General features: G+C 56.1%; 16 protein-coding genes and 1 CRISPR repeat array. Of the genes, 11 read left to right on the forward strand and 5 right to left on the reverse strand.

Annotated elements, in window-relative coordinates:
• Positions 1 to 45 precede the first annotated feature (45 nt).
• Positions 46 to 1,161, forward strand: coding sequence for a macrolide transporter subunit MacA (gene macA, locus QQF33_RS18600; protein WP_285158402.1), 1,116 nt, complete (start codon positions 46 to 48; stop codon positions 1,159 to 1,161).
• On the forward strand, positions 1,158 to 3,098 hold the full coding sequence (gene macB, locus QQF33_RS18605) for a macrolide ABC transporter ATP-binding protein/permease MacB (RefSeq protein WP_285158403.1): 1,941 nt from the start codon (positions 1,158 to 1,160) through the stop codon (positions 3,096 to 3,098). Before macA ends, macB begins: the two co-directional genes overlap by 4 nt.
• Positions 3,099 to 3,218: 120 nt before the next feature.
• On the opposite strand, the gene cspD is transcribed toward macB, so the two are convergent.
• Complete coding sequence (cspD, locus tag QQF33_RS18610; RefSeq protein WP_100777020.1) at positions 3,219 to 3,440, reverse strand: cold shock-like protein CspD; 222 nt, start codon at positions 3,438 to 3,440, stop codon at positions 3,219 to 3,221.
• A 319-nt stretch (positions 3,441 to 3,759) separates the two neighbouring features.
• On the opposite strand from cspD, the gene clpS reads away from it, so the two are divergent.
• From clpS to cas6f, 9 genes are all read left to right on the forward strand, one after another.
• Positions 3,760 to 4,080 (forward strand): ATP-dependent Clp protease adapter ClpS, encoded by a 321-nt coding sequence (gene clpS, locus QQF33_RS18615; RefSeq protein ID WP_282492351.1) that lies wholly within the window; start codon positions 3,760 to 3,762, stop codon positions 4,078 to 4,080.
• 27 nt (positions 4,081 to 4,107) lie between these two features.
• Complete coding sequence (gene clpA, locus QQF33_RS18620; protein WP_282492352.1) at positions 4,108 to 6,387, forward strand: ATP-dependent Clp protease ATP-binding subunit ClpA; 2,280 nt, start codon at positions 4,108 to 4,110, stop codon at positions 6,385 to 6,387.
• A 706-nt stretch (positions 6,388 to 7,093) separates the two neighbouring features.
• Complete coding sequence (locus QQF33_RS18625; RefSeq protein WP_285158404.1) at positions 7,094 to 7,534, forward strand: hypothetical protein; 441 nt, start codon at positions 7,094 to 7,096, stop codon at positions 7,532 to 7,534.
• 176 nt (positions 7,535 to 7,710) lie between these two features.
• Positions 7,711 to 8,877: a CRISPR direct-repeat array (repeat unit 28 nt; unit sequence GTTCACTGCCGTGCAGGCAGCTTAGAAA).
• A gap of 245 nt (positions 8,878 to 9,122) precedes the next feature.
• On the forward strand, positions 9,123 to 10,100 hold the full coding sequence (cas1f, locus tag QQF33_RS18630) for a type I-F CRISPR-associated endonuclease Cas1f (RefSeq protein WP_285158405.1): 978 nt from the start codon (positions 9,123 to 9,125) through the stop codon (positions 10,098 to 10,100).
• The gene (gene cas3f / locus QQF33_RS18635; RefSeq protein WP_285158406.1) at positions 10,097 to 13,315 is read left to right on the forward strand and encodes a type I-F CRISPR-associated helicase Cas3f; all 3,219 of its coding nucleotides are present in this window, start codon (positions 10,097 to 10,099) and stop codon (positions 13,313 to 13,315) included. The genes cas1f and cas3f overlap by 4 nt, the downstream gene beginning before the upstream one ends.
• Positions 13,316 to 13,337: 22 nt before the next feature.
• Positions 13,338 to 14,645 carry a type I-F CRISPR-associated protein Csy1 gene (csy1, locus tag QQF33_RS18640; protein WP_285149134.1) on the forward strand — a complete coding sequence of 436 codons (1,308 nt, stop codon included), beginning with the start codon at positions 13,338 to 13,340 and terminating at the stop codon, positions 14,643 to 14,645.
• The gene (gene csy2 / locus QQF33_RS18645; protein ID WP_285149135.1) at positions 14,642 to 15,577 is read left to right on the forward strand and encodes a type I-F CRISPR-associated protein Csy2; all 936 of its coding nucleotides are present in this window, start codon (positions 14,642 to 14,644) and stop codon (positions 15,575 to 15,577) included. The genes csy1 and csy2 overlap by 4 nt, the downstream gene beginning before the upstream one ends.
• Before the next feature lie 13 nt (positions 15,578 to 15,590).
• Positions 15,591 to 16,589 carry a type I-F CRISPR-associated protein Csy3 gene (gene csy3, locus QQF33_RS18650; RefSeq protein WP_285149136.1) on the forward strand — a complete coding sequence of 333 codons (999 nt, stop codon included), beginning with the start codon at positions 15,591 to 15,593 and terminating at the stop codon, positions 16,587 to 16,589.
• 9 nt (positions 16,590 to 16,598) lie between these two features.
• Positions 16,599 to 17,153, forward strand: coding sequence for a type I-F CRISPR-associated endoribonuclease Cas6/Csy4 (gene cas6f / locus QQF33_RS18655; RefSeq protein WP_285158407.1), 555 nt, complete (start codon positions 16,599 to 16,601; stop codon positions 17,151 to 17,153).
• Between the two features lie 142 nt (positions 17,154 to 17,295).
• Here the strand turns inward: cas6f and infA are convergent, their stop codons facing one another.
• From infA to cydD, 4 genes are all read right to left on the reverse strand, one after another.
• Entirely contained in the window at positions 17,296 to 17,514 is a 219-nt protein-coding gene (infA, locus tag QQF33_RS18660) for a translation initiation factor IF-1 (RefSeq protein ID WP_002211347.1), read from the reverse strand.
• Positions 17,515 to 17,802: 288 nt separating this feature from the next.
• A complete protein-coding gene (gene aat, locus QQF33_RS18665) occupies positions 17,803 to 18,507 on the reverse strand; it encodes a leucyl/phenylalanyl-tRNA--protein transferase (RefSeq protein ID WP_285145440.1) in 705 nt (234 codons plus the stop codon).
• A 46-nt stretch (positions 18,508 to 18,553) separates the two neighbouring features.
• Positions 18,554 to 20,275, reverse strand: a complete 1,722-nt coding sequence (gene cydC / locus QQF33_RS18670; RefSeq protein ID WP_285158408.1) for a heme ABC transporter ATP-binding protein/permease CydC — start codon at positions 20,273 to 20,275, stop codon at positions 18,554 to 18,556.
• On the reverse strand, positions 20,275 to 22,041 hold the full coding sequence (gene cydD, locus QQF33_RS18675) for a heme ABC transporter permease/ATP-binding protein CydD (RefSeq protein ID WP_285158409.1): 1,767 nt from the start codon (positions 22,039 to 22,041) through the stop codon (positions 20,275 to 20,277). Before cydD ends, cydC begins: the two co-directional genes overlap by 1 nt.
• Positions 22,042 to 22,072 lie beyond the last annotated feature (31 nt).

The raw sequence follows: 22,072 nt of genomic DNA on the forward strand, positions 1-22,072 counted from the left end.
TAGAATCAACGTTTATAATTGCCAGAACATTTATTTGGAACATTTATGAATCTCAAGGGAAAACGCAGGAAGCTGTTTTTGCTGTTAGCCGTCGTCGTGCTGGTGGGCGGATTCTGGCTGTGGCAGATCCTCAACGCGCCTGTGCCACACTACCAGACGCTGATTGTGCGTCCGGGTGAGCTGCAACAAAACGTGCTGGCGACAGGCAAACTGGACGCCTTGCGTAAAGTTGACGTCGGCGCGCAGGTCAGCGGTCAGTTAAAAACGCTGTCGGTTGAGATTGGCGACAAAGTGAAAAAAGGTCAGCTTCTGGGGGTAATCGACCCCGAGCAGGCGGAAAACCAGATCCGCGAAGTAGAAGCGACGCTAATGGAATTACGCGCTCAGCGCAGCCAGGCGGAAGCGGAACGCAAGCTTGCGCAGGTGACGCTTGGGCGTCAGCAGGCGCTGGCGAAAACCCAGGCCGTTTCTCGCCAGGATCTGGATACCGCCACCACCGAGCTGGCGGTGAAACAGGCGCAGATTGGCACCATTGATGCGCAAATCAAACGTAATCAGGCCTCTCTCGACACGGCCAAAACTAACCTCGATTACACCCGCATCGTGGCCCCCATGGCCGGGGAAGTGACGCAAATCACCACCCTGCAGGGCCAGACGGTGATCGCCGCGCAGCAGGCGCCGAACATTCTGACGCTGGCGGACATGGGCACCATGCTGGTGAAAGCCCAGGTTTCCGAGGCGGACGTGATCCATCTGAAACCCGGCCAGAAGGCCTGGTTTACGGTGCTCGGCGATCCCAATACGCGCTACGAAGGGGTGCTGAAAGATATCCTGCCGACGCCGGAGAAAGTCAACGACGCCATTTTCTATTATGCCCGCTTCGAAGTGCCTAACCCGAAAGGCGTGCTGCGCCTGGACATGACCGCGCAGGTCCACATTCAGCTGACGGGCGTGAAAGATGTCTTAACCGTTCCGCTGGCGGCGCTGGGCGAACCGGCAGGCAACAATCGCTATAAGGTGAAAGTCCTGCGCAACGGCGAAACCCGCGAACGCGAAGTCGAGATTGGCGAGCGTAATGATACGGACGTGGTGATCGTCAAAGGTCTGGAAGAGGGCGACGAGGTGGTGACCAGCGAAACCCTGCCCGGAGCCGCCCAATGACGGCACTGCTTGAGCTCAACGATATCCGCCGCAGCTATCCTTCCGGGGACGGCGCGGTGGAGGTGCTAAAGGGCATCACCCTGCGCGTCGAAGCCGGGGAGATGGTGGCGATTGTCGGGGCATCGGGCTCCGGGAAATCCACCCTGATGAACATTCTCGGCTGTCTGGATAAACCGACCAGCGGCACCTATCGCGTGGCGGGGACGGATGTTTCCACCCTCGACAGCGACGCGCTGGCGAAACTGCGCCGGGAGCACTTCGGGTTTATCTTCCAGCGCTACCATCTGCTTTCGCATCTGACGGCGGCGCAAAACGTCGAAGTCCCGGCGGTGTACGCAGGGATTGAGCGCAAGAAGCGCCTTGAGCGCGCTCAGGCGCTGCTGACGCGGCTGGGTCTGGCCGAGCGCGTGGATTATCAGCCCTCGCAGCTTTCCGGCGGCCAGCAGCAGCGTGTGAGTATCGCCCGCGCCCTGATGAACGGCGGACAGGTGATTCTGGCCGATGAACCAACCGGGGCGCTGGACAGCCATTCCGGCGAAGAGGTGATGGCGATCCTGCACCAGCTGCGCGATCAGGGCCATACGGTGATTATCGTCACCCACGATCCGCAGGTGGCGGCGCAGGCGGAAAGGATCATCGAGATCCACGACGGGGAGCTGGTCAGCAATCCGCCTGCGAAGAAAAGCCATGCCGGTGTACAAAGAGAAGTCATGCCGCCGTCGACGGGCTGGGGGCAGTTCGTCAGCGGATTTCGCGAGGCGCTGACCATGGCCTGGCTGGCAATGGTGGCAAACAAAATGCGCACCTTGCTGACGATGCTCGGCATCATCATCGGCATCGCCTCGGTGGTGTCGATTGTGGTGGTTGGCGATGCGGCGAAACAGCTGGTGCTGGCGGATATCCGCGCCATCGGGACCAACACCATTGATATTTATCCCGGGAAAGATTTCGGTGACGACGAGCCACAAAACCAGCAGGCGCTGAAGTATGACGATCTGGTGGCGCTGCAAAAACAGCCGTGGGTTAACTCTGCCACCCCTGCGGTGTCGCAAAACCTGCGCCTGCGCTACGGGAATATCGACGTCGCGGCCAGCGCCAACGGCGTGAGCGGGGACTATTTTAACGTCTACGGCATGACCTTCAGCCAGGGCGCGACTTTCAACGCCGAGCAGCTCGCGGGCCGCGCGCAGGTGGTGGTGCTGGATGACAACTCGCGTCGTCAGCTGTTCCCCAATAAAACCAACGTCGTCGGGGAAGTGATTCTGGTGGGCAACATGCCCGCGACGGTGATCGGCGTGGCGGAAGAGAAACAGTCGATGTTTGGCAGCAGTAAAATCCTGCGCGTCTGGCTGCCGTACACCACCATCTCCGGGCGCATCATGGGGCAGTCGTGGCTTAACTCCATCACCGTGCGGGTGAAAGAGGGCTACGACAGCACCCAGGCCGAACAGCAGATTGAGCGACTGCTCACCCTGCGCCACGGGAAGAAAGATTTCTTCACCTGGAATATGGACGGCGTCTTGAAAACGGCGGAAAAGACCACACGTACTCTTCAGATGTTCCTGACGCTGGTGGCGGTGATTTCGCTGGTCGTCGGCGGGATTGGGGTGATGAACATCATGCTGGTGTCGGTGACGGAGCGTACGCGTGAGATCGGCATCCGTATGGCAGTCGGCGCTCGCGCCAGCGATGTGCTGCAACAGTTTTTGATCGAAGCGGTGCTGGTCTGTCTGGTGGGCGGTGCGTTTGGCATCACGCTGTCGATGCTGATTGCTTTTACGTTGCAGCTGTTCTTACCGGGCTGGGAAATTGGTTTCTCACCTTTCGCGCTGCTGACGGCATTTTTGTGTTCGACGGCGACGGGCGTGTTGTTTGGCTGGTTACCGGCGCGCAATGCGGCGCGGCTCGATCCGGTGGATGCGTTGGCCCGCGAGTAAGTGATTGGTTTTGTAGGCCCGTGCAAGCGTAGCGCCGCCGGGCACCACGCGCTGGAAATAAAAATGCCAGCCGATCGGGCTGGCATTTTGACGACAGGATGTACACAATGAATCAGAGGGCTATGCGACAGCTTCTGCTTCGATGGGCACAATGACGCTGGCATGATTGCCTTTTGGCCCCTGGTGAACATCAAACCGAACCGACTGTCCGGCTTTTAGTGTTCTGTAACCATCCATCTGAATGGTGGAGTAGTGAGCGAAGATATCTTCGCCGCCGCCTTCAGGGCAGATGAACCCGAACCCTTTGGCGTTGTTGAACCACTTAACAGTACCCATTTCCATGCTTCGACATCCTTCGTATATCTTATTAAGTAAGATGGAATGAACCGGTGGTGGAGTGGGGGCTGTTCAAAACCTCGCCAACTCACGCCTGTACAATTTAGATAAACCAGCCTTATCGTCAAGTGTCAGGCGCTGGAGTTGGGACAATAATCAACCAAAATTTGAAGCAGTTAACGCTATTGACGGGAATGTGACAGACATCGCGGATGGCAGTAATAGATGTTTGTTATCTGATATCTGAGGTAGATTCAGAATAGGTATCAATGCCTGTCAGCGAAAATGTTCTGCCGGAAAACGTAACCGATGATGACGACTGACAATGGGTAAGAGCAACGACTGGCTGGATTTTGACCAGCTGGCGGAAGACAAAGTGCGCGACGCGCTAAAACCGCCATCTATGTATAAAGTGATGTTAATGAACGATGATTACACGCCGATGGAATTTGTTATTGACGTGCTACAAAAGTTCTTTTCTTATGATGTTGAACGTGCAACGCAACTGATGCTCACCGTTCACTATCGAGGCAAAGCCATCTGCGGCATTTTTACTGCCGAAGTGGCCGAAACGAAAGTGGCGATGGTGAACGAGTATGCAAGGGAGAACGAGCATCCGTTGCTGTGTACGCTGGAAAAAGCCTGAAAAGGCATAAAATTGGGGGAGGTGCCTATGCTCAATCAAGAACTGGAACTCAGTTTAAACATGGCTTTCGCCAGAGCGCGTGAGCACCGTCATGAGTTTATGACCGTTGAGCACCTGCTGCTTGCACTGCTCAGCAACCCATCTGCCCGCGAAGCGCTGGAAGCCTGCTCCGTGGACCTGGTGGCGTTACGTCAGGAACTCGAAGCCTTCATCGAACAAACCACCCCGGTGCTGCCCGTCAGCGAAGAGGAGCGCGACACTCAGCCGACGCTCAGCTTCCAGCGTGTCCTGCAGCGTGCGGTGTTCCACGTCCAGTCCTCTGGCCGTAGCGAAGTGACCGGCGCGAATGTGCTGGTTGCCATCTTCAGCGAGCAGGAGTCGCAAGCTGCGTACCTGCTGCGCAAACACGAAGTCAGCCGACTCGACGTGGTGAACTTTATCTCTCACGGAACGCGAAAAGACGAGCCGAATCAGGCCTCGGACTCCAGCAATCAGGTCAATAATAATGAAGAGCAAGCAGGCGGGGAGGATCGTATGGAAAACTTCACCACCAATCTTAACCAGCTTGCTCGCGTCGGCGGAATCGACCCGCTGATTGGCCGCGATAAAGAGCTGGAACGCGCGATTCAGGTGCTGTGCCGCCGTCGTAAGAACAACCCGCTGCTGGTGGGGGAATCGGGCGTCGGTAAAACCGCGATTGCCGAAGGGCTGGCCTGGCGTATTGTGCAGGGCGATGTCCCGGAAATTATGGCCGATTGCACCATCTACTCGCTGGATATCGGTTCTCTGCTGGCGGGCACCAAATACCGCGGCGATTTCGAAAAACGCTTTAAAGCGCTGCTGAAACAGCTGGAACAAGACACCAGCAGCATCCTGTTTATCGATGAAATTCATACCATCATCGGGGCAGGCGCGGCGTCTGGCGGCCAGGTGGATGCGGCCAACCTGATCAAACCGCTGCTCTCCAGCGGCAAGATTCGGGTGATGGGTTCGACCACCTATCAGGAGTTCAGCAATATTTTCGAGAAAGACCGTGCGCTGGCGCGCCGCTTCCAGAAAATTGATATTACTGAGCCATCCGTTGAAGAAACGGTGCAGATCATTAACGGCCTGAAACCGAAGTACGAAGCGCACCACGACGTGCGTTACACCGCCAAAGCGGTGCGTGCGGCGGTGGAGCTGGCGGTGAAATACATCAACGACCGTCACCTGCCGGATAAAGCGATTGACGTTATCGACGAAGCGGGCGCGCGTGCGCGTCTGATGCCGGTCAGCAAACGCAAGAAAACCGTCAACGTGGCGGATATCGAATCCGTCGTGGCTCGCATCGCGCGTATCCCTGAGAAGAGTGTTTCTCAGAGCGACCGCGACACCCTGAGAAACCTCGGCGATCGCCTGAAAATGCTGGTGTTTGGTCAGGATAAAGCCATTGAAGCTTTAACCGAAGCCATCAAAATGGCCCGTGCAGGGCTGGGACACGAGCATAAACCGGTCGGTTCCTTCCTGTTCGCCGGTCCAACCGGTGTCGGTAAAACTGAGGTGACGGTGCAGCTGTCGAAAGCGCTGGGCATCGAGCTGCTGCGCTTTGATATGTCCGAGTACATGGAACGCCACACAGTCAGTCGTCTGATTGGTGCGCCTCCAGGATACGTGGGCTTTGACCAGGGCGGCCTGCTCACCGACGCGGTGATCAAGCATCCGCACGCGGTACTGCTGCTCGATGAAATCGAGAAAGCGCACCCGGACGTGTTCAACATCCTCTTGCAGGTGATGGACAACGGGACGCTGACCGATAACAACGGGCGCAAAGCGGACTTCCGCAACGTGGTGCTGGTGATGACCACCAACGCCGGCGTGCGTGAAACGGAACGTAAATCGATCGGCCTGATCCACCAGGATAACAGCACCGATGCGATGGAAGAGATCAAGAAGATCTTTACGCCAGAGTTCCGCAACCGTCTGGACAACATTATCTGGTTCGATCACTTGTCGACCGAGGTGATCCATCAGGTGGTGGACAAGTTCATCGTCGAGCTGCAGGTTCAACTGGATCAGAAAGGCGTGTCGCTGGAAGTGAGCCAGGAGGCCCGCAACTGGCTGGCCGAGAAAGGCTACGACCGTGCGATGGGTGCCCGTCCGATGGCGCGAGCCATTCAGGACAACCTGAAAAAACCGCTGGCCAACGAGCTGCTGTTCGGTTCACTGGTAGACGGCGGCCAGGTGACAGTGGCGCTGGATCAGGCGAAAGGGGAGTTGACGTACGACTTCCAGAGTGCGCAGAAGCATAAGCCGGAAGCGGCTCACTGAGTTTGATTGTTTTGGTAAAAGCCGGGCGAAAGCCCGGTTTTTTTATGCCTGTTTTCGGCCCGAACGGTCCCTTGTCTGTGTGGGTGATTTCCAGGGGGAAAGTGTTTGCTCGATCGGTCCCCCGTCTGTGTGGGTGATCTCCAGGGTGATAGTGTTTGTTCAATCGGTCCCCTGTCTGTGTGGGTGATCTCCAGGGTGAAAGTATTTGCTCAATCGGTCCCCTGTCTGTGTAGGTGATCCCCATGGTGAAAGTGTTTGCTCAGTCGGTCCCCTCTCCCTTGAGGGAGAGGGTTAGGGTGAGGGGGAACATGCGGCTCTGGTGCTGACGCCGCCCTCGCAGCGATACCTTCACAAGATGAATATCTTGAGCCGCTGAAATTTTGCGAGGCGTTTTCCAGAATTTAAATATGGTTATTGCTGGATAAAATCACAGTAATAAAATGGCGGCGCACCTGCAAAATCAGGTGCCGGGATTGGCGTCCTGACTCATGCGATGGATGATGTTGATTTATCAACAATCATTGGGTTCGTTCACTCTTTTGAAATCTGCGGATATAATCCGTAAGCTCAATTATGGTGGGCTGAACTGGGGCTTCTTTTGAAGCGCCGATTTTTCGTGTGAGTCGGTACGCCAAACCGGTTCAGTCTGCCACCTGACTTGGCGTTCGGGTGGAAATATTCAAATTTCACACGGAGTCTTTATTAAATGGAAAACACGAAAACTTTCCCACTCTATAGCGAACTCAGCCAGGATATCCCCGATCTCCCGACACTTGCCGAGCGCTGTAAATTGCTCGCCGAAATTCTTCTCGACTGTAATTCGCTACCGCAAACGCAGCCAGTTGCTCGTTGTTTTGCCGCATATCTGGATATCCTGCAGGCAGAACTGGAAAAATCGATGGCCGATTTTCGTGTTGTTGAGATTTCTGACGAGCAAGAACAGCCAGAACCCAGGGGCTGGTTTCTGGAGGATACAGAAACACAGTGCAATTACTGTCGCGCGTTAAATCATGTTCTGCTGATCTCGCATTTTGACCGCGATATGCTCCCGCACCTGACCGGGCTTTTGCATGATATGACGCATATGATGGCCGACGGACTGGTGGCATCCAGTCATCAACCCACCGTTACCGTGATTCATTGCTGATTTATTTGCACCGCGCCGGGAGCGATCTCCCGGCGTGGGGGTCCAGACCCTTTTTTTCCGGCTGATTGTAACTTATTGATTTTTGTGTGGGATTAATGACGGAAATAAAAAGGGTTACAACTCCCTGAAGTTGATTATTATCTTTGGCAACAATGAGATAAGGGTGTTACGCTCCAGTTCACTGCCGAGCAGGCAGCTTAGAAAAAGCAGGAAGGATATGAGGCGCACTTTGACCCGTTCACTGCCGTGCAGGCAGCTTAGAAAAGCGAAGACTGCCCCGAAGAGAGCCGCTGGCGGTTCACTGCCGTGCAGGCAGCTTAGAAATGGATATAACAGGCCACACACCCCAGCGCAGCGTTCACTGCCGTGCAGGCAGCTTAGAAAAGCAGTACTTCAGCGACCATTAATACGATAATGTTCACTGCCGTGCAGGCAGCTTAGAAAAGATAACCCCAGAGCAACAGGAAGCGCTAAAAGTTCACTGCCGTGCAGGCAGCTTAGAAATGTATATCTTCCGCTGATAGTGCCGGTGCAGAGTTCACTGCCGTGCAGGCAGCTTAGAAATGGCGACCGTAGCGCTCGGATTCGGCGTAGTCGTTCACTGCCGTGCAGGCAGCTTAGAAAACCCAGGCGTCGAGCTCCTTCAATCGATGAGAGTACACTGCCGTGCAGGCAGCTTAGAAAAACATCGGCTTGAATGGCTCGCAGGGCCTCAGGTTCACTGCCGTGCAGGCAGCTTAGAAAAGCATGTCAAAGCTCTGGCAGCGATACGAAGAGTTCACTGCCGTGCAGGCAGCTTAGAAATTTGATGGCAAGCAGGTCATTACGGCTCTTTTGTTCACTGCCGTGCAGGCAGCTTAGAAACGTTTCAACGGGGAAAAACTGTCACCCATTAAGTTCACTGCCGTGCAGGCAGCTTAGAAATGGTAGCCCTGCCAGTTCTGGCGGCACTGGTCGTTCACTGCCGTGCAGGCAGCTTAGAAAATGTAGAGCAGCTTGGAGTTGTTGACCTTCATGTTCACTGCCGTGCAGGCAGCTTAGAAAAAAAGACGGATCCGGAAAGCTGGTGGATATCGCTCACTGCCGTGCAGGCAGCTTAGAAATCCCCCGCATAAATCAGTTAGTGCAGGAGTTGGTTCACTGCCGTGCAGGCAGCTTAGAAAAGAGAAGAAGACCAGAAAGCATGGCGCACCATGTTCACTGCCGTGCAGGCAGCTTAGAAAAATAACAAACTAACAGATGAGCGGGTGGCAGAGTTCACTGCCGTATAGGCAGCCTAGAAATTGCGCTCAAGATTCTCGATTATGATATCTGCGTTCACTGCCGTACAGGCAGCATAAACCCTATTAGTTAATTAAATAAACCTATATTAATAAACATAATACTACCCATCCTTTATTAATAATCACCCGACATGAAATTATTTTTATTATTCGAAATTAACATGTAATTTTTAATTTTATTAAAACGCCAATGATGTCTTTTTGTATTTTTTGCAGATTGATTTCATGCATTAAATACGCTCTAATCATGGCAATGAAATTTGACGCGAGAACCACATTAAATACTATTTAATCAGGATATTGCTATGTCTGTAAAAGGAGTTACTCCATCCGACCTCAAAACGATTCTCCATTCTAAGCGCGCCAATATCTATTATCTCGAAAAATGTCGCGTGCAGGTGAATGGCGGTCGGGTTGAGTATGTTACGCAGGAGGGTAAAGAGTCCTTTTACTGGAACATCCCCATCGCCAACACTACGGCGGTTATGCTGGGGATGGGCACGTCGGTCACGCAAATGGCCATGAGAGAATTTGCGCGCGCAGGAGTCATGGTCGGTTTTTGCGGGACAGACGGCACACCGCTTTATTCTGCGAATGAAATCGATATTGATGTTTCCTGGCTCAGTCCGCAAAGTGAATATCGTCCGACAACGTATCTGCAAAACTGGGTGTCTTTTTGGTTTGACGAAGAGAAACGATTACAGGCAGCAAAACAGTTCCAGTTTATTCGTTTAATCCAAATCGAGAAATATTGGCTTGGCTCGCGCCCGCATCTGGAAAAACGATTTCATCCGGATAAGAACACCCTGAAGAACATTCTTGAACACGCCAGGCTGGGAATGGAAAATGCAGAAGATCATACCGCGCTAATGCTTCAGGAAGCGCAACTCACCAAATCACTTTATAAATTAGCCAGCCAAACTGTGGGCTACGGTCAATTTACCCGCGCCAAACGGGGCGGAGGTATCGATCTGGCAAACCGTTTTCTCGATCAAGGGAATTATCTGGCCTATGGGCTTGCTGCCGTTGCGACCTGGGTGACGGGCATTCCCCATGCGCTGGCGGTGATGCATGGCAAAACCCGGCGCGGTGGGCTGGTGTTTGACATCGCGGATTTAATCAAGGATGCGCTGGTGATGCCGCAGGCGTTTCTGGCGGCGATGGAGGGCGAAGACAACCAGATGTTTCGCCAGCGCTGCATCAACGCCTTTCAACAGGCGGATGCTTTGGATGTAATGATCACATCATTGCAGGAAACGGCGGAAGCGGGAGCGGCACGATGAACGTGCTGATTATCTCCCGGTGTACCAGAAACGCCCGCGAAGAAAGTTGCCGAATAGTCGATCAGTTTGCCGAGCGCACGGGGGATGCCGCCTGGCAAACCACGATCACCCTCGAAGGGATCAACACGCTGCGCAAACTGTTGCGTAAGACCGCGCGGCGTAACACGGCGGTGGCCTGTCACTGGCTCAAAAAGAGCGGGCAAACCGAACTGCTGTGGATTGTCGGTAATCTGCGTCGCTTCAATGCTCAGGGGCGGGCTCCGACACATCGCACCACCACGGATGTGCTCAAAAATGGCGCGGAACATGGCTGGCACTGCGCCGAAAGTATCGCGTTGCTGGCGGCTATCGCTGGGCTGTTTCATGATTTTGGCAAAGCGGGTCGCTGTTTCCAGCAGACGCTAAAAGGTGAAAGTCAGCAGCGCTGCCAGCCTTACCGCCATGAATGGATCTCCGTGCGCCTGTTTCAGGCGTTTATCGGTGAAAAAACAGATCAGGAGTGGCTGTCTGAGCTGGAACATTTCAAAGCGTCGGATGAGAAAATCTGGCTCAAAACCCTTTTCGCCGATATGCCATCAAAGAGTGACAGTCCGCTGCGTGGCATGCCGCCGCTGGCGAAAACCGTCGCGTGGTTGATCGTCTCCCACCACCGTTTGCCTCAGGCATTATCCGCCACGCCACAGCTGAAATATTGCACTGGCTGGCTGGATCGACAGCTGAACGCCGACTGGAATTCGCTGAATCACAAACCCAGTGAGAAGCACCCGTGGCGCGAGCGAGACTATAAAAACGTCTGGTCATTTCCCAACGGCACACCGCTTCGCAGCCAGACCTGGCGGGAGAAAGCCAGGCAAATTGGCAAGCGGGCAAAAAATGCCGGGTCACTAGCCCAGTATGGATCGCTGGATAACCGATTCACGGTCCATCTCGCGCGGCTCTCACTGATGCTGGCCGACCACTTTTACTCAGCGTTTCTTCCTTCTCTTATCTGGCAGGATGACGCCTGCGATCTGTGGGCCAACAGCGATCGCCAGACTGCACAGCTGAAACAAAAACTGGATGAGCACAACTGCGGCGTCGCTCACCATGCGCTGCTGACGGGCCGATCTTTACCCTGGCTTCGTCGCTCGCTCCCGGCTATCTCCCGACACAAGACTTTTCGCGAAAGGGCGAAAGACGCCCGGTTTCACTGGCAAAACCAGGCCTGGGATATTGCTCTGGCGTTACGCGAACGCAGCGCCGAACAGGGTTTTTTCGGTGTGAATATGGCTTCTACGGGCTGCGGGAAAACCTTCGCCAATGCCCGAATTATGTATGGTCTGGCAAATGAACAGGAGGGTTGTCGCTTTAGCGTTGCGCTGGGACTGCGCACGCTAACGCTGCAAACTGGTCAGGCGTTGCAGTCGCGGCTGGGGCTTGATGACGACACGCTGGCGGTGGTGACGGGCTCGGCTGCCGTTCGGGAACTGTATGAGCAGGATAAAGACGACGCGGATAACAGCAGCGCCAGTGATGAAGCGTTCTTCGCCAGCCATCATTATGTTCACTACGAAGGCAGCACCAGTCAGGGTGCGGCACAGCAATGGCTGGCTGCGGAGCCTGCGCTGAATCGCCTGGTGAGTGCGCCGGTGCTGGTGACGACGGTGGATCACCTCATGCCTGCGACAGAAGGTGTGCGGGGTGGCAGGCAGATCCCGGCGATGCTGCGTCTTCTCACCAGCGATCTGGTCCTTGATGAGCCGGATGATTTCGACGTTGATGATTTGCACGCCCTGTGTCGGCTGGTGAACTGGGCGGGAATGCTCGGGTCGCGCGTGTTGCTTTCATCCGCAACGTTACCGCCCGCCTTAACCGAAGCGCTGTTTGAGGCTTATCAGGAAGGGCGTAAAGCCTGGCAGGCAGCCTGCGGGGTGCCGGGAAAATCGGTTACGGTTTGCTGCGCCTGGTTCGACGAGTATGGCGCGAGGTCGCAGGAGGTGAGTGATGACGCCACATTCCGTCAGACGCACAGTCAGTTTGTGGCGCGTCGGGTGGCGCATTTAATCCGGCAACCCTCTCTGCGACGGGGAAAGCTGGCCGCTATTGCGCCAGGAGCAGACGTCTACGGTGCGGCGGCGGCATCGATTTATCAGAACATGCTGGCGCTGCACCAACAGCATCGCAATCTCCATTCAAGTGGCAAAACAGTCTCGTTTGGTCTGGTGCGGCTGGCGAATATCAACCCGCTGGTGGCCGTGGCGCAAGTACTGATGGCCATGCCTGCACCGGAAAATTACTGCATTCATTATTGCGTCTATCACAGTCAGCACCCGCTGGCGGTGCGCTCCATGATCGAGAAGCGGCTGGACAGGGCGTTTACACGTCATCAACCTGAGCAGATTTGGGCATTGCCCGAAGTCAGACAAGCGCTGGTCTCCCCTGAACAGCATCATATTTTTGTGGTGCTCGGTACCTCGGTGCTGGAAGTAGGGCGCGATTTTGACGCCGACTGGGGGATTATCGAGCCGAGCTCGATGCGCTCTTTGATTCAGTTTTCCGGACGCATTCAGCGCCATCGTCAGCAGGTTCCGGAAAGTGACAATCTGGTGGTTTTCAACCGCAATCTGCGGGCGCTACGCGGTGAATCGGTGGCGTATTGTAAGCCGGGCTTTGAAACGGAAAAGCATCGGCTGACTCACCATGATTTAAATGCACTCCTGCCCGAATCTACGCTGCGTACTCTTAGCGCGATCCCGCGGATTGTCGAGGATGTGCCGGATAACGCCTTTGCCCGACTGGAACACACTCGGTTGCGTGCCGCGCTGCTGGAAGGGGGAGACAAAAATGACGTGGTTGCCGCGCAGTGGTGGCGACTTCCCCTGGACTGGAACGGTGAATTGCAGCGGCGCACTCCTTTCAGGCAATCCTCCCCGCAGGTGTCCTGGTTTCTGACCATGAATGAGGATGATGACGACCCTACGTTTTGCCTGTTGCAGGAAGATGGGGCGCTTAAACCTGCTGGTTTATTTCAGAAGCAGGCGTTGTCGATGGCCGTTGGTGTACGGGCCTGGGTCGACATCGATTATCAGGAGGTGCTGGTCGACCTTGCGGAAGCGAAGCAGATGGAGTTGCGAAAAGTCTCGCTGCGCTACGGGGAAATATCGTTACGGATGAAGGGTAAAGACGCCACCGAACAATGGCGATATCACCCGATTTTGGGTGTGTTCAGGGAATAGTGACTCACTGGCAGGAGCAGGTATGGATGACAGATCGCTGGCCGCGTTTATCGCGGAGTACATCGCCGGGAGACGGCAAACCAAGCTGGACGCTTTCGAAAAAGAAGCCGCAAAGCGGAGCGCTGAGGACAGCGCAACGCTTGCGGAAGAGCGCCGTGAGCTGGAACGTCGCTACGAGCCAAAAGCATGGCTGACCGATGCGGCGAAACGAGCCGGGCAAATTAGCCTCGTGACCCATGCAGCAAAATTTACGCATGGAGATTCAAAAAGTAGCAGTATCTATAGCGAGGCAGTGGCGGCGGAAGGTTACCTCAGCAGCGCGGCGTTGCAAGGTCTGGAACCGGATGCAGTCGGCAATGCGGCGGCGCTGGATGTCGCGAAGTTACTGCAAGCACGCATAGAAGGTGATTCGCTGCTGGACTGCCTGAAGCGCGGCGATCATCGACCCTTTGCGGCCTTTACGGATGATGGCACTCAGCTGAATGAATGGATCAGCGGATTTTCCCGCGCACTTACCGCCGCCGAACCCGCTTCGCATAAGCTGGCAAAGCAAAACTATTTCCCGGTCAACGGCGATTACCATCTGCTCAGCCCGCTGTTTGCCACCTCTTTTGTTCACGCCCTGCATCAGAAAATGATTGCTCTGCGTTTTGGCGACGAAGTGAAAGCCATCTGGAAAGCGCGCCGCGAAAAAACCTGGCATCCGCAGCCGCTGGTGCGCTTTCCCGATGCGGCAGAAACGCATTTTGGCGGCACGAAACCGCAGAATATTTCTTACCTGAACAGCGTGCGCGGTGGGCGTACGTGGCTGCTCTCCGCGCAGCCACCGCAGTGGAAACGGGCGGAAAAACCGCCGGTGAATATGCATTCCCTGTTTGCGTTCGGCGGTCAGTTTGATCGACGTGCCAGAGGCACCGTGACATTGCTGGTGTCGTTGCTGTCCAGAACCGGTAAATACACTAACCACCGAATTCGCGGTGCGCGTGAAGAGTACATTGAAGCGCTGATCGACCTGCTGTTTCTGGTGGCAACTGAGATTCAGCGCGAAGCATGGCAAGGCTGGACGCTAAACTGCCCTGAACTGAAAACCCATCAGCAGCTGTGGCTCGATCCCTGGCGCACGAAAACGGATGAAGCATTCCGTCTGGAGCGGGAAAAAGACGACTGGCAGGCCAGCGTAGCGGAAGACTTTGCCCTGTGGCTGAATGCCCGTCTGCGCAAGGCGTTGCCGGAAGTGGGGGCGGGGGAAAAACGAGAATGGGAAACCCGTCAGCATCTGCGTGACAATCTGCGCGAGCTGGAAAAAATCATTCAGGAGGAGCTGAAATGAGTTCGTTGATCCTGCTTCGCCGGGTTCGCGTTGAGAACGCCAATGCTATTGCGGGCGTGACCTGGGGTTTCCCGGCGATCACCCATTTTCTGGGGTTCACCCATGCCTTATCCCGCAAGCTCAGCGTCACCCACGGGCTGCACCTCGACGGCTGTGCCGTCGTCAGCCACGAGCATCAGGTCCACGCGCATACTTCCGGGCGCGATTATCAATTCGCGTTAACCCGTAACCCGCTGACGCGCGAGGGCAAAACGGCCTCCTTCAACGAAGAGGGACGGATGCACATGACGGTCTCGCTGCTGCTGGAATGTCACGGAGAAATCGCCAACGGCGAGTACGGGCAGCAGGAACTGGCGGATGCCCTGCAACAGATTTGCCCGACGCTCAGACTGGCGGGCGGGATGATTGTCGATATTCAGGATATTCGCGTACTGGATATGCCGCAGACAGCCGCTGAGATGTGCCGTTTGCAGTGGCGGCTGATGCCGGGATTCGTCCTTCGCGATCGCAGCGCCTGGCTTGCTGAACACCATCAGGCGTTACTGGCAAGCGATTCGACAGCCACTGTGCTTGATGCCTGGCTCGACTTTGCCGCGCTCAAAATCGAGGCGGAAACGCCGGACGAGGGCGATATTCACGAAGGCGAGCCTGCTGAGTGGCACCGCGTCGGGAAACCGCGGCCAGGCTATCTGGTGCCGCTGATGACGGGATATCAGCGCATCTCTGAACTCTATGCGCCGGGTGTCGTCGCTCATGCGCGTGACGCGCAAACGCCGTTCGCTTTTACCGAAGCGGTCTACGGGATTGGCGAGTGGTGCGGGATGCACCGTATCACATCACTGGAAGCGATCTTCTGGCGCTATCGCACGACACAAATCGGTTATTACTGCCAGGGAGCGGATGCGCCGCTGGTCGGTCAACATCAAAACTGAAAGGGATTCTCTTATGGCAAAGGCTCCAACGGCCGTTAAAACGGCATCTGTGCTGGCGTTCGAACGTAAACTGGCCACCTCTGACGCGGTGATGTATTCGGGAAACTGGCAGGGCGAGAACTGGCAGCCCATCCGCATTCAGGAAAAGGCGGTGCGCGGCACCATTTCCAATCGCCTGAAAAATACCCTTACCAGCGATCCGGCAAAGCTGGATGCGGAAATTCAAAAAGCGAACTTACAGCGTGTGGATGTGGCCGCGCTTCCGGCGGATGCCGATACGCTGCAGGTGAAATTCACGCTGCGGATATTGGGCAATCTCTCCACGCCGTCCGTCTGTAATGATCGGGTCTATCAGGATGAATTATGCCAGGTTGTTGAGGGGTACATTGGCGAACATGGCTTTGGCGAACTGGCGCGGCGCTATGCGACAAATCTGGCGAATGGCCGCTTTCTGTGGCGTAACCGCGTGGGCGCAGAGCAAATTACGATCAAGGTCAAAGGCAGCCAGGAGTGGGCCTTCGACGCTCATGCACATGGGTTACGTGATTTCTCCGCGACAGATGAGAAACTGTCTGGCCTCGCGCAAGAGATTGAAAAAGGGCTCCGTGGCGATGGATTTGTGTTGCTGAGCGTGGAGGCGCAAGTACGTTTGGGGGCTGGACAAGAGATTTTCCCGTCGCAGGAGCTGGTGCTGGACAGCAACAGCACCAAAAGCCGTCTGCTGTATCAGGTGGATAACGTGGCGGGAATGCATTCGCAGAAAATCGGCAATGCGCTGCGCACTATTGATACCTGGCATCCCCATGCCGCTGAGCTTGGTGCCATCGCCGTTGAACCTTATGGCTCCGTGACCAGTCGCGGCGTGGCCTGCCGTCAGCCGAAGGATAAAATGGATTTCTATACTTTGCTCGATAATTGGGTGACCAAAGGGCAGAAGCCTGACGTCGATCAGCAGCACTATGTGATGGCAGTGCTTATTCGTGGCGGTGTCTTTGGCGAGAAGAGCGAATAAGGGGCTGGTATGGATCACTATCTGGAGATCAGGGTGGTTCCCGATCCCGAATTCAGCGAAGAGGTCCTGATGGCGGCACTGTTTGCCAAACTTCATCGGGTGCTCGGGGCAAGAGGAAGGGGCGATATTGGCGTCAGCTTTCCGCAGCACAGGATCAAACCGGGCGATGTGTTGCGCCTGCACGGTACGCTGTCGTCCCTGTCGGAACTGGAACAGATGGCCTGGCGCAGAGGGCTGAGCGATTATTGTCAGTGCGGCAACATCACACCGGTTCCTGTTGCGACGGGCTGGCGCTGCGTCAGCCGTGTACAGGTGAAAAGCAGTCCCCTCCGATTGTTACGGCGTTCGGTCAAAAAGGGCTGGCTGAGTGAGGAGGACGCGCAGCAAAAGCTGCAGACCATGAAGGAGGAGCACACGGATTTGCCGTGGCTCACTGTGCGAAGCCTTTCCAGCGGGCAAAGCTTTCGGTTATTTATTCACCACGGCGATATTGTCGACTCAGCCGTCACGGGTGAATTTTCCAGCTATGGATTAAGCCCGACCGCGACGATCCCCTGGTTTTAATAAATGCAAAACGCACCCGCAATAAGGGTGCGTTTTGCTATTAATAATTCGTCAGAGGTGCGGTGTTTTTTTATACGAATAAAAAAGGCCGGGGATTCCCCGACCTTTTAAATATCTCTACGCCTTTGACTGGCGATAACAATTAGCGACTACGGAAGACAATGCGGCCTTTGCTCAGGTCGTACGGGGTCAGCTCAACAGTCACTTTGTCGCCCGTCAGGATACGGATGTAGTTTTTGCGCATTTTACCGGAGATGTGCGCGGTTACCACGTGACCGTTTTCCAGTTCTACGCGGAACATGGTGTTAGGCAACGTATCAAGTACGGTACCCTGCATTTCAATATTGTCTTCTTTGGCCATCTAATCCTCTGGGGTATCACTACCAAGTTTTGAACCGGCAAGATAATGCCGAAATTCATCAATTAAGTAAAGAATTGTGCGTTTAAAACGCAACAAAACAGTTTCGGCGTATTGCCCAGTCGTCACGGTATAACCGTACGAGAAGCGCATTCGTAAAGGGGAGGCGACAGGATAAACGCTAGGACGTTATCTGGTGCGAAGGATTCCCAAACGGCGGCGGGGCAACAGGCTGAACCTACTCTGCGGCACCAATTATAACACTCCTCATCAGAAATGGGCGGAAAACATTTAGAGCTGAGGCACAAACAGTGTTCTGGGCACCCAAAAGTTCTGCGGCAGCTTCTGCAAACGCATAGCATCCAACTTTTCCAGGTAGTGACGACGCGATATTTCAACGGCGCCGAGCGACGCGGTGTGTTCGTTCAGCACCTGGCAATCCACCAGTTGACCACCGCTCAGAGCGAACTGCTGGCAGAACACCAGCAGAGCTGTTTTAGAGGCATTCACGGCGCGACTGAACATCGACTCACCGCAAAACAGCGTGCCTTGCGCCACGCCGTACATGCCCCCAACCAGCTCGTCGTTCTCCCACACTTCGATAGAGTGGGCGTGGCCCAGCTCATGCAAACGGTGGTACGCCGTGACGATGTCATGGGTGATCCAGGTGCCTTCATGACGATCGCTGGCGCAGCCTTCGATCACCTCGCCGAAAGCATGATTGAGGGTGACGCGATAAGGTGATTTAGCATGGAAGCGTTTCATGCTGCGGCTGAGATGAAACTCTGCTGGTAACAGCACGGCGCGAGGATCGGGCGACCACCACAGAATGGGGTCACCGGGGGAAAACCAGGGGAAAATACCGCGCTGATAGGCCATCAGCAGTCGCGCGGGGCTTAAATCGCCCCCGAGCGCCAGCAGCCCATTGGGTTCACGTAGCGCTCCCTCTGGCGAAGGGAACGCAATATTATGACGAGAAAGCTGGACCAGGCGCATGACTGCGAAACTCCAATACGCGAGTTAGGATCGGTTCAAATATAGTCTACAGACGTTGTTTAAACTGGTAGTAGCGACCCTGTTTTGCTAACAGCTCTGCGTGATTACCTTGCTCAATAATTTGTCCGTTGTCCATTACAATTATTTGGTCGAAATTCGCCAGTCCGCGCAGGCGATGCGTCACCATCAGCACGGTTTTGTTTTTCATCACTTGTGCCAGTAAATCAAGGATTTGGCTTTCGGTGGTCGCGTCCAGCCCTTCCGTCGGTTCGTCGAGCAACATCAGCGGTGCATCGTGCAGCAGCGCACGCGCGACCGCCAGACGACGCAACTCGCCGCCCGAAAGTTGACGTCCGCCTTCACCGAGCCACTCGTTTAAGCCATCGCCTTCGAGCAGTTTTTGCAGGCCGACCTGTTCCAGCACGGCGCTCAGTTCGCTGTCCGAGGCGTTCGGTGACGCCAGCAGCAGGTTCTCGCGCAGGGTGGCGCTGAACAAATGCACGCGCTGCGGCACCACGCTCACGGATTTGCGCAGGGTCGACTCGCTAAACTCCGCCAGCGGCGTGTCGTTAAAGCGGATCTCACCCTGGCGCGGGTCCCAGGCGCGGGTCAGCAGTTGCAGCAGAGTTGATTTGCCACAGCCGGTTCTGCCCAGCACGGCAATGTGTTTACCCGCCGGAATGGTCAGACTGATACCATCCAGCGCGTTTTGCGCCTGCCCGTCGTAGGCAAAGGTCACGTTATGAAGATGCACCGCCACAGACTCAGGAACGGTGTCGTCTTTCGTGGTGAACTGCACTTCAGGTTGTTGCTCGGTAATCTGGGTAATACGCACGGCGGAAGCGATCACCTGGCCGAGATGCTGGAAAGCACCGGTGACCGGGGCGAGGGCTTCAAACGCCGCGAGTGCACAGAAGACAAACAGCGCAATCAGTGCGCCAGGCTGGGTGTTTTCGCCCACGCCGCCGGATGCCATCCACAGCATGGCGATCACCGCAATCCCGCCGATCAGCATCATCACCGCCTGGGAGAGGGCCGTCAGCTCAGACTGTCGGCGCTGGGCTTCGTGCCAGCTCAGTTCTGTGCTTTCCATGCGGGCGCGATAGCGGCGGCTGGCCCCGAAAATCGTCAGCTCCGCCTGACCCTGCAGCCAGGAGGTCAGCTGCTGACGATAGTCACCGCGCAGACGCGTCAGACTTTCCCCGGTCGATTTCCCCGCGCGATAAAACAGCGGCGGCAGCAGGATAAGGGTGAGCAGCATGATGCCGCCGAGCGTCAGGGCGATAGGCACGTCGAGCACGCACAGGCCGAGCGTGACGGTCACAATCACCACAAAGGCCCCGACCAGCGGGGAAATCACCCGCAGATAGAGGTGATCCAGCGTATCGACATCAGCCACCACGCGGTTCAGCAGTTCGCCCTGGCGAAAACGCGCCAGCCCGGCAGGGGAGAGCGGCAGCAGTTTGCTGAAGGTGGAAACGCGCAGATGTTGCAGGACGCGGAAGGTCGCATCGTGGCTGACCAGTCGTTCGAAATAGCGTCCGGCGGTACGGGCAATCGCGGTGCCACGCACGCCTGCGGCGGGCAGCATGTAGTTAAAGCTGTAGAGCCCGGCAACGCCTGCGACCGCAGAGGCCGAGAGGAACCAGCCGGAGAGCGTCAGCAGGCCGATACTGGCCAGCAGAGTGACAATCGCCAGCACAATCCCCAGCGTCAGCATCCATTTGTGGCGTTTATACAGGGCGAGATACGGCAGTAGGGCGCGCATTAAATATCCTCCTGACGATTAGCCAGCAGGGCGGCGAACGGCCCCTGCGCGGCCGCGAGCATCGCGTAATCGCCTTGTTCGACGATATGTCCGTTTTCCATCACCCAGATCTGATCCCAGTCGGCAATGCCTTCGAGCTGGTGCGTGACCATCAGGGTAGTCTGCTGGCGTGAAGCTTCGTTCAGCGCCTGCATCACACGTTGTTCGCTGTGTGCGTCCAGGCTGGCGGCGGGTTCGTCGAGCAGCATGAGCTGGCTGGGGTTGAGCAATGCGCGCGCCACAGCGATACGCTGGGCCTGCCCGACGGACAATCCTGCCGCCTGATCGCCCACGACGGTATCAACGCCGTTCGGCAGCATCGGCAGAAACTCGCTGACCCAGGCGCGGTCGAGCACTGATTGCAGTTCGTCTTCGCGGGCGTCAGGGCGCGCCAGCAGCACGTTCTCGCGCAGCGTGGCGGCCGGTAACTGAGGGTTTTGCCCGACCCAACTGAGTTGCCTGCGCCAGGCATCAGGCTCCAGCGAGCGCAGTTCGGTGCCGTTGATCTGTAGTGAGCCGGTGTAAGCCATAAATCCGGATAAGGCATTCAGCAACGAGCTTTTGCCCGAGCCGCTGATCCCTACCAGCACCACGCGCTGGCCCGCCGAGAGGGTAAAGTTGAGTGGCCCGGCCAGCACTTTGCCTTCCGGCGAGAGCACAGAGAAATCTTGCGCATGAACGGCGATCGGCTCTTGGCTGTTGAGCGTGATATCACCCCGCTCCGGGTTTGCCAGTGGCGTTTCGAGGAAGGTTTTCAGGCTGTCGGCAGCACCCACGGCCTGCGCTTTGGCGTGATAGAACGTCCCCAGATCGCGCAGCGGCTGGAAAAATTCAGGGGCCAGGATCAGCGCCAGGAAACCGGCGGAAAGCGTCACGGCTGTGCCGTAGTGACCAAAATCCAGCGCGCCAAGATAGGAGAATCCAAAGTAAACCGCGACCAGCGCAATCGAAAGGGAGGTGAAGAACTCCAGCACGCCGGAGGAGAGGAACGCCAGGCGCAGCACTTCCATGGTGCGCTGACGGAAATCCTGTGACGCGACGCGAATGTTATCGATTTCCGCTTCGCCGCGACCAAAGACGCGCAGGGTTTCCATGCCGCGCAGGCGGTCGAGGAAATGCCCACTCAGACGGCCCAGCGCGAGGAAGTTACGTCGGTTGGCATCCGCCGCGCCCATGCCGACCATCGCCATGAACATCGGGATCAGCGGCGCGGTGCCGAGCAGAATCAGCGCCGCTACCCAGTTAGACGGGAAAATCGCCAGCACGATCAGCAGCGGAACGCAGACCGCCAGCGCCATCTGCGGCAGATAGCGGGCGTAGTAGTCGTGCATATCGTCAATTTGCTCAAGGATCAGCGTCGCCCAGCTTCCGGCAGGTTTGCCCTGAATCCAGGCGGGACCGGCTTCCTGAAGCCTGTCCATGACCTGACGGCGGATTTCATAGCGAATCTGCTGTCCGGCGTAAAAGCCCACGCGTTCGCGCAGCCAGACCACCCAGGCGCGCAGCACAAAGATCAACACCAACACGATAAAGGGCAATAATATTGCCTCGCGTGGAATGTTCTCCATGATCATATGGTTAAGAATGCGGGCCAGCAGCCATGCCTGGGCAACAATCAACAAACCGCTGATAAGACCCAAAAGACGGGAAATAGTCAGCCAGCGGCGGGAAATAACGCTTTGCTGTTTCAGCCAGCGAGTTAACTCTTGTTGACGGGTTTTTTCCATTACGCGCTTTGCAGGTGAGTTATAAGAAATT

The sequence above is a fragment of the Lelliottia wanjuensis genome (assembly GCF_030238365.1).
Classification (GTDB): Bacteria; Pseudomonadota; Gammaproteobacteria; order Enterobacterales; family Enterobacteriaceae; genus Enterobacter; species Enterobacter wanjuensis.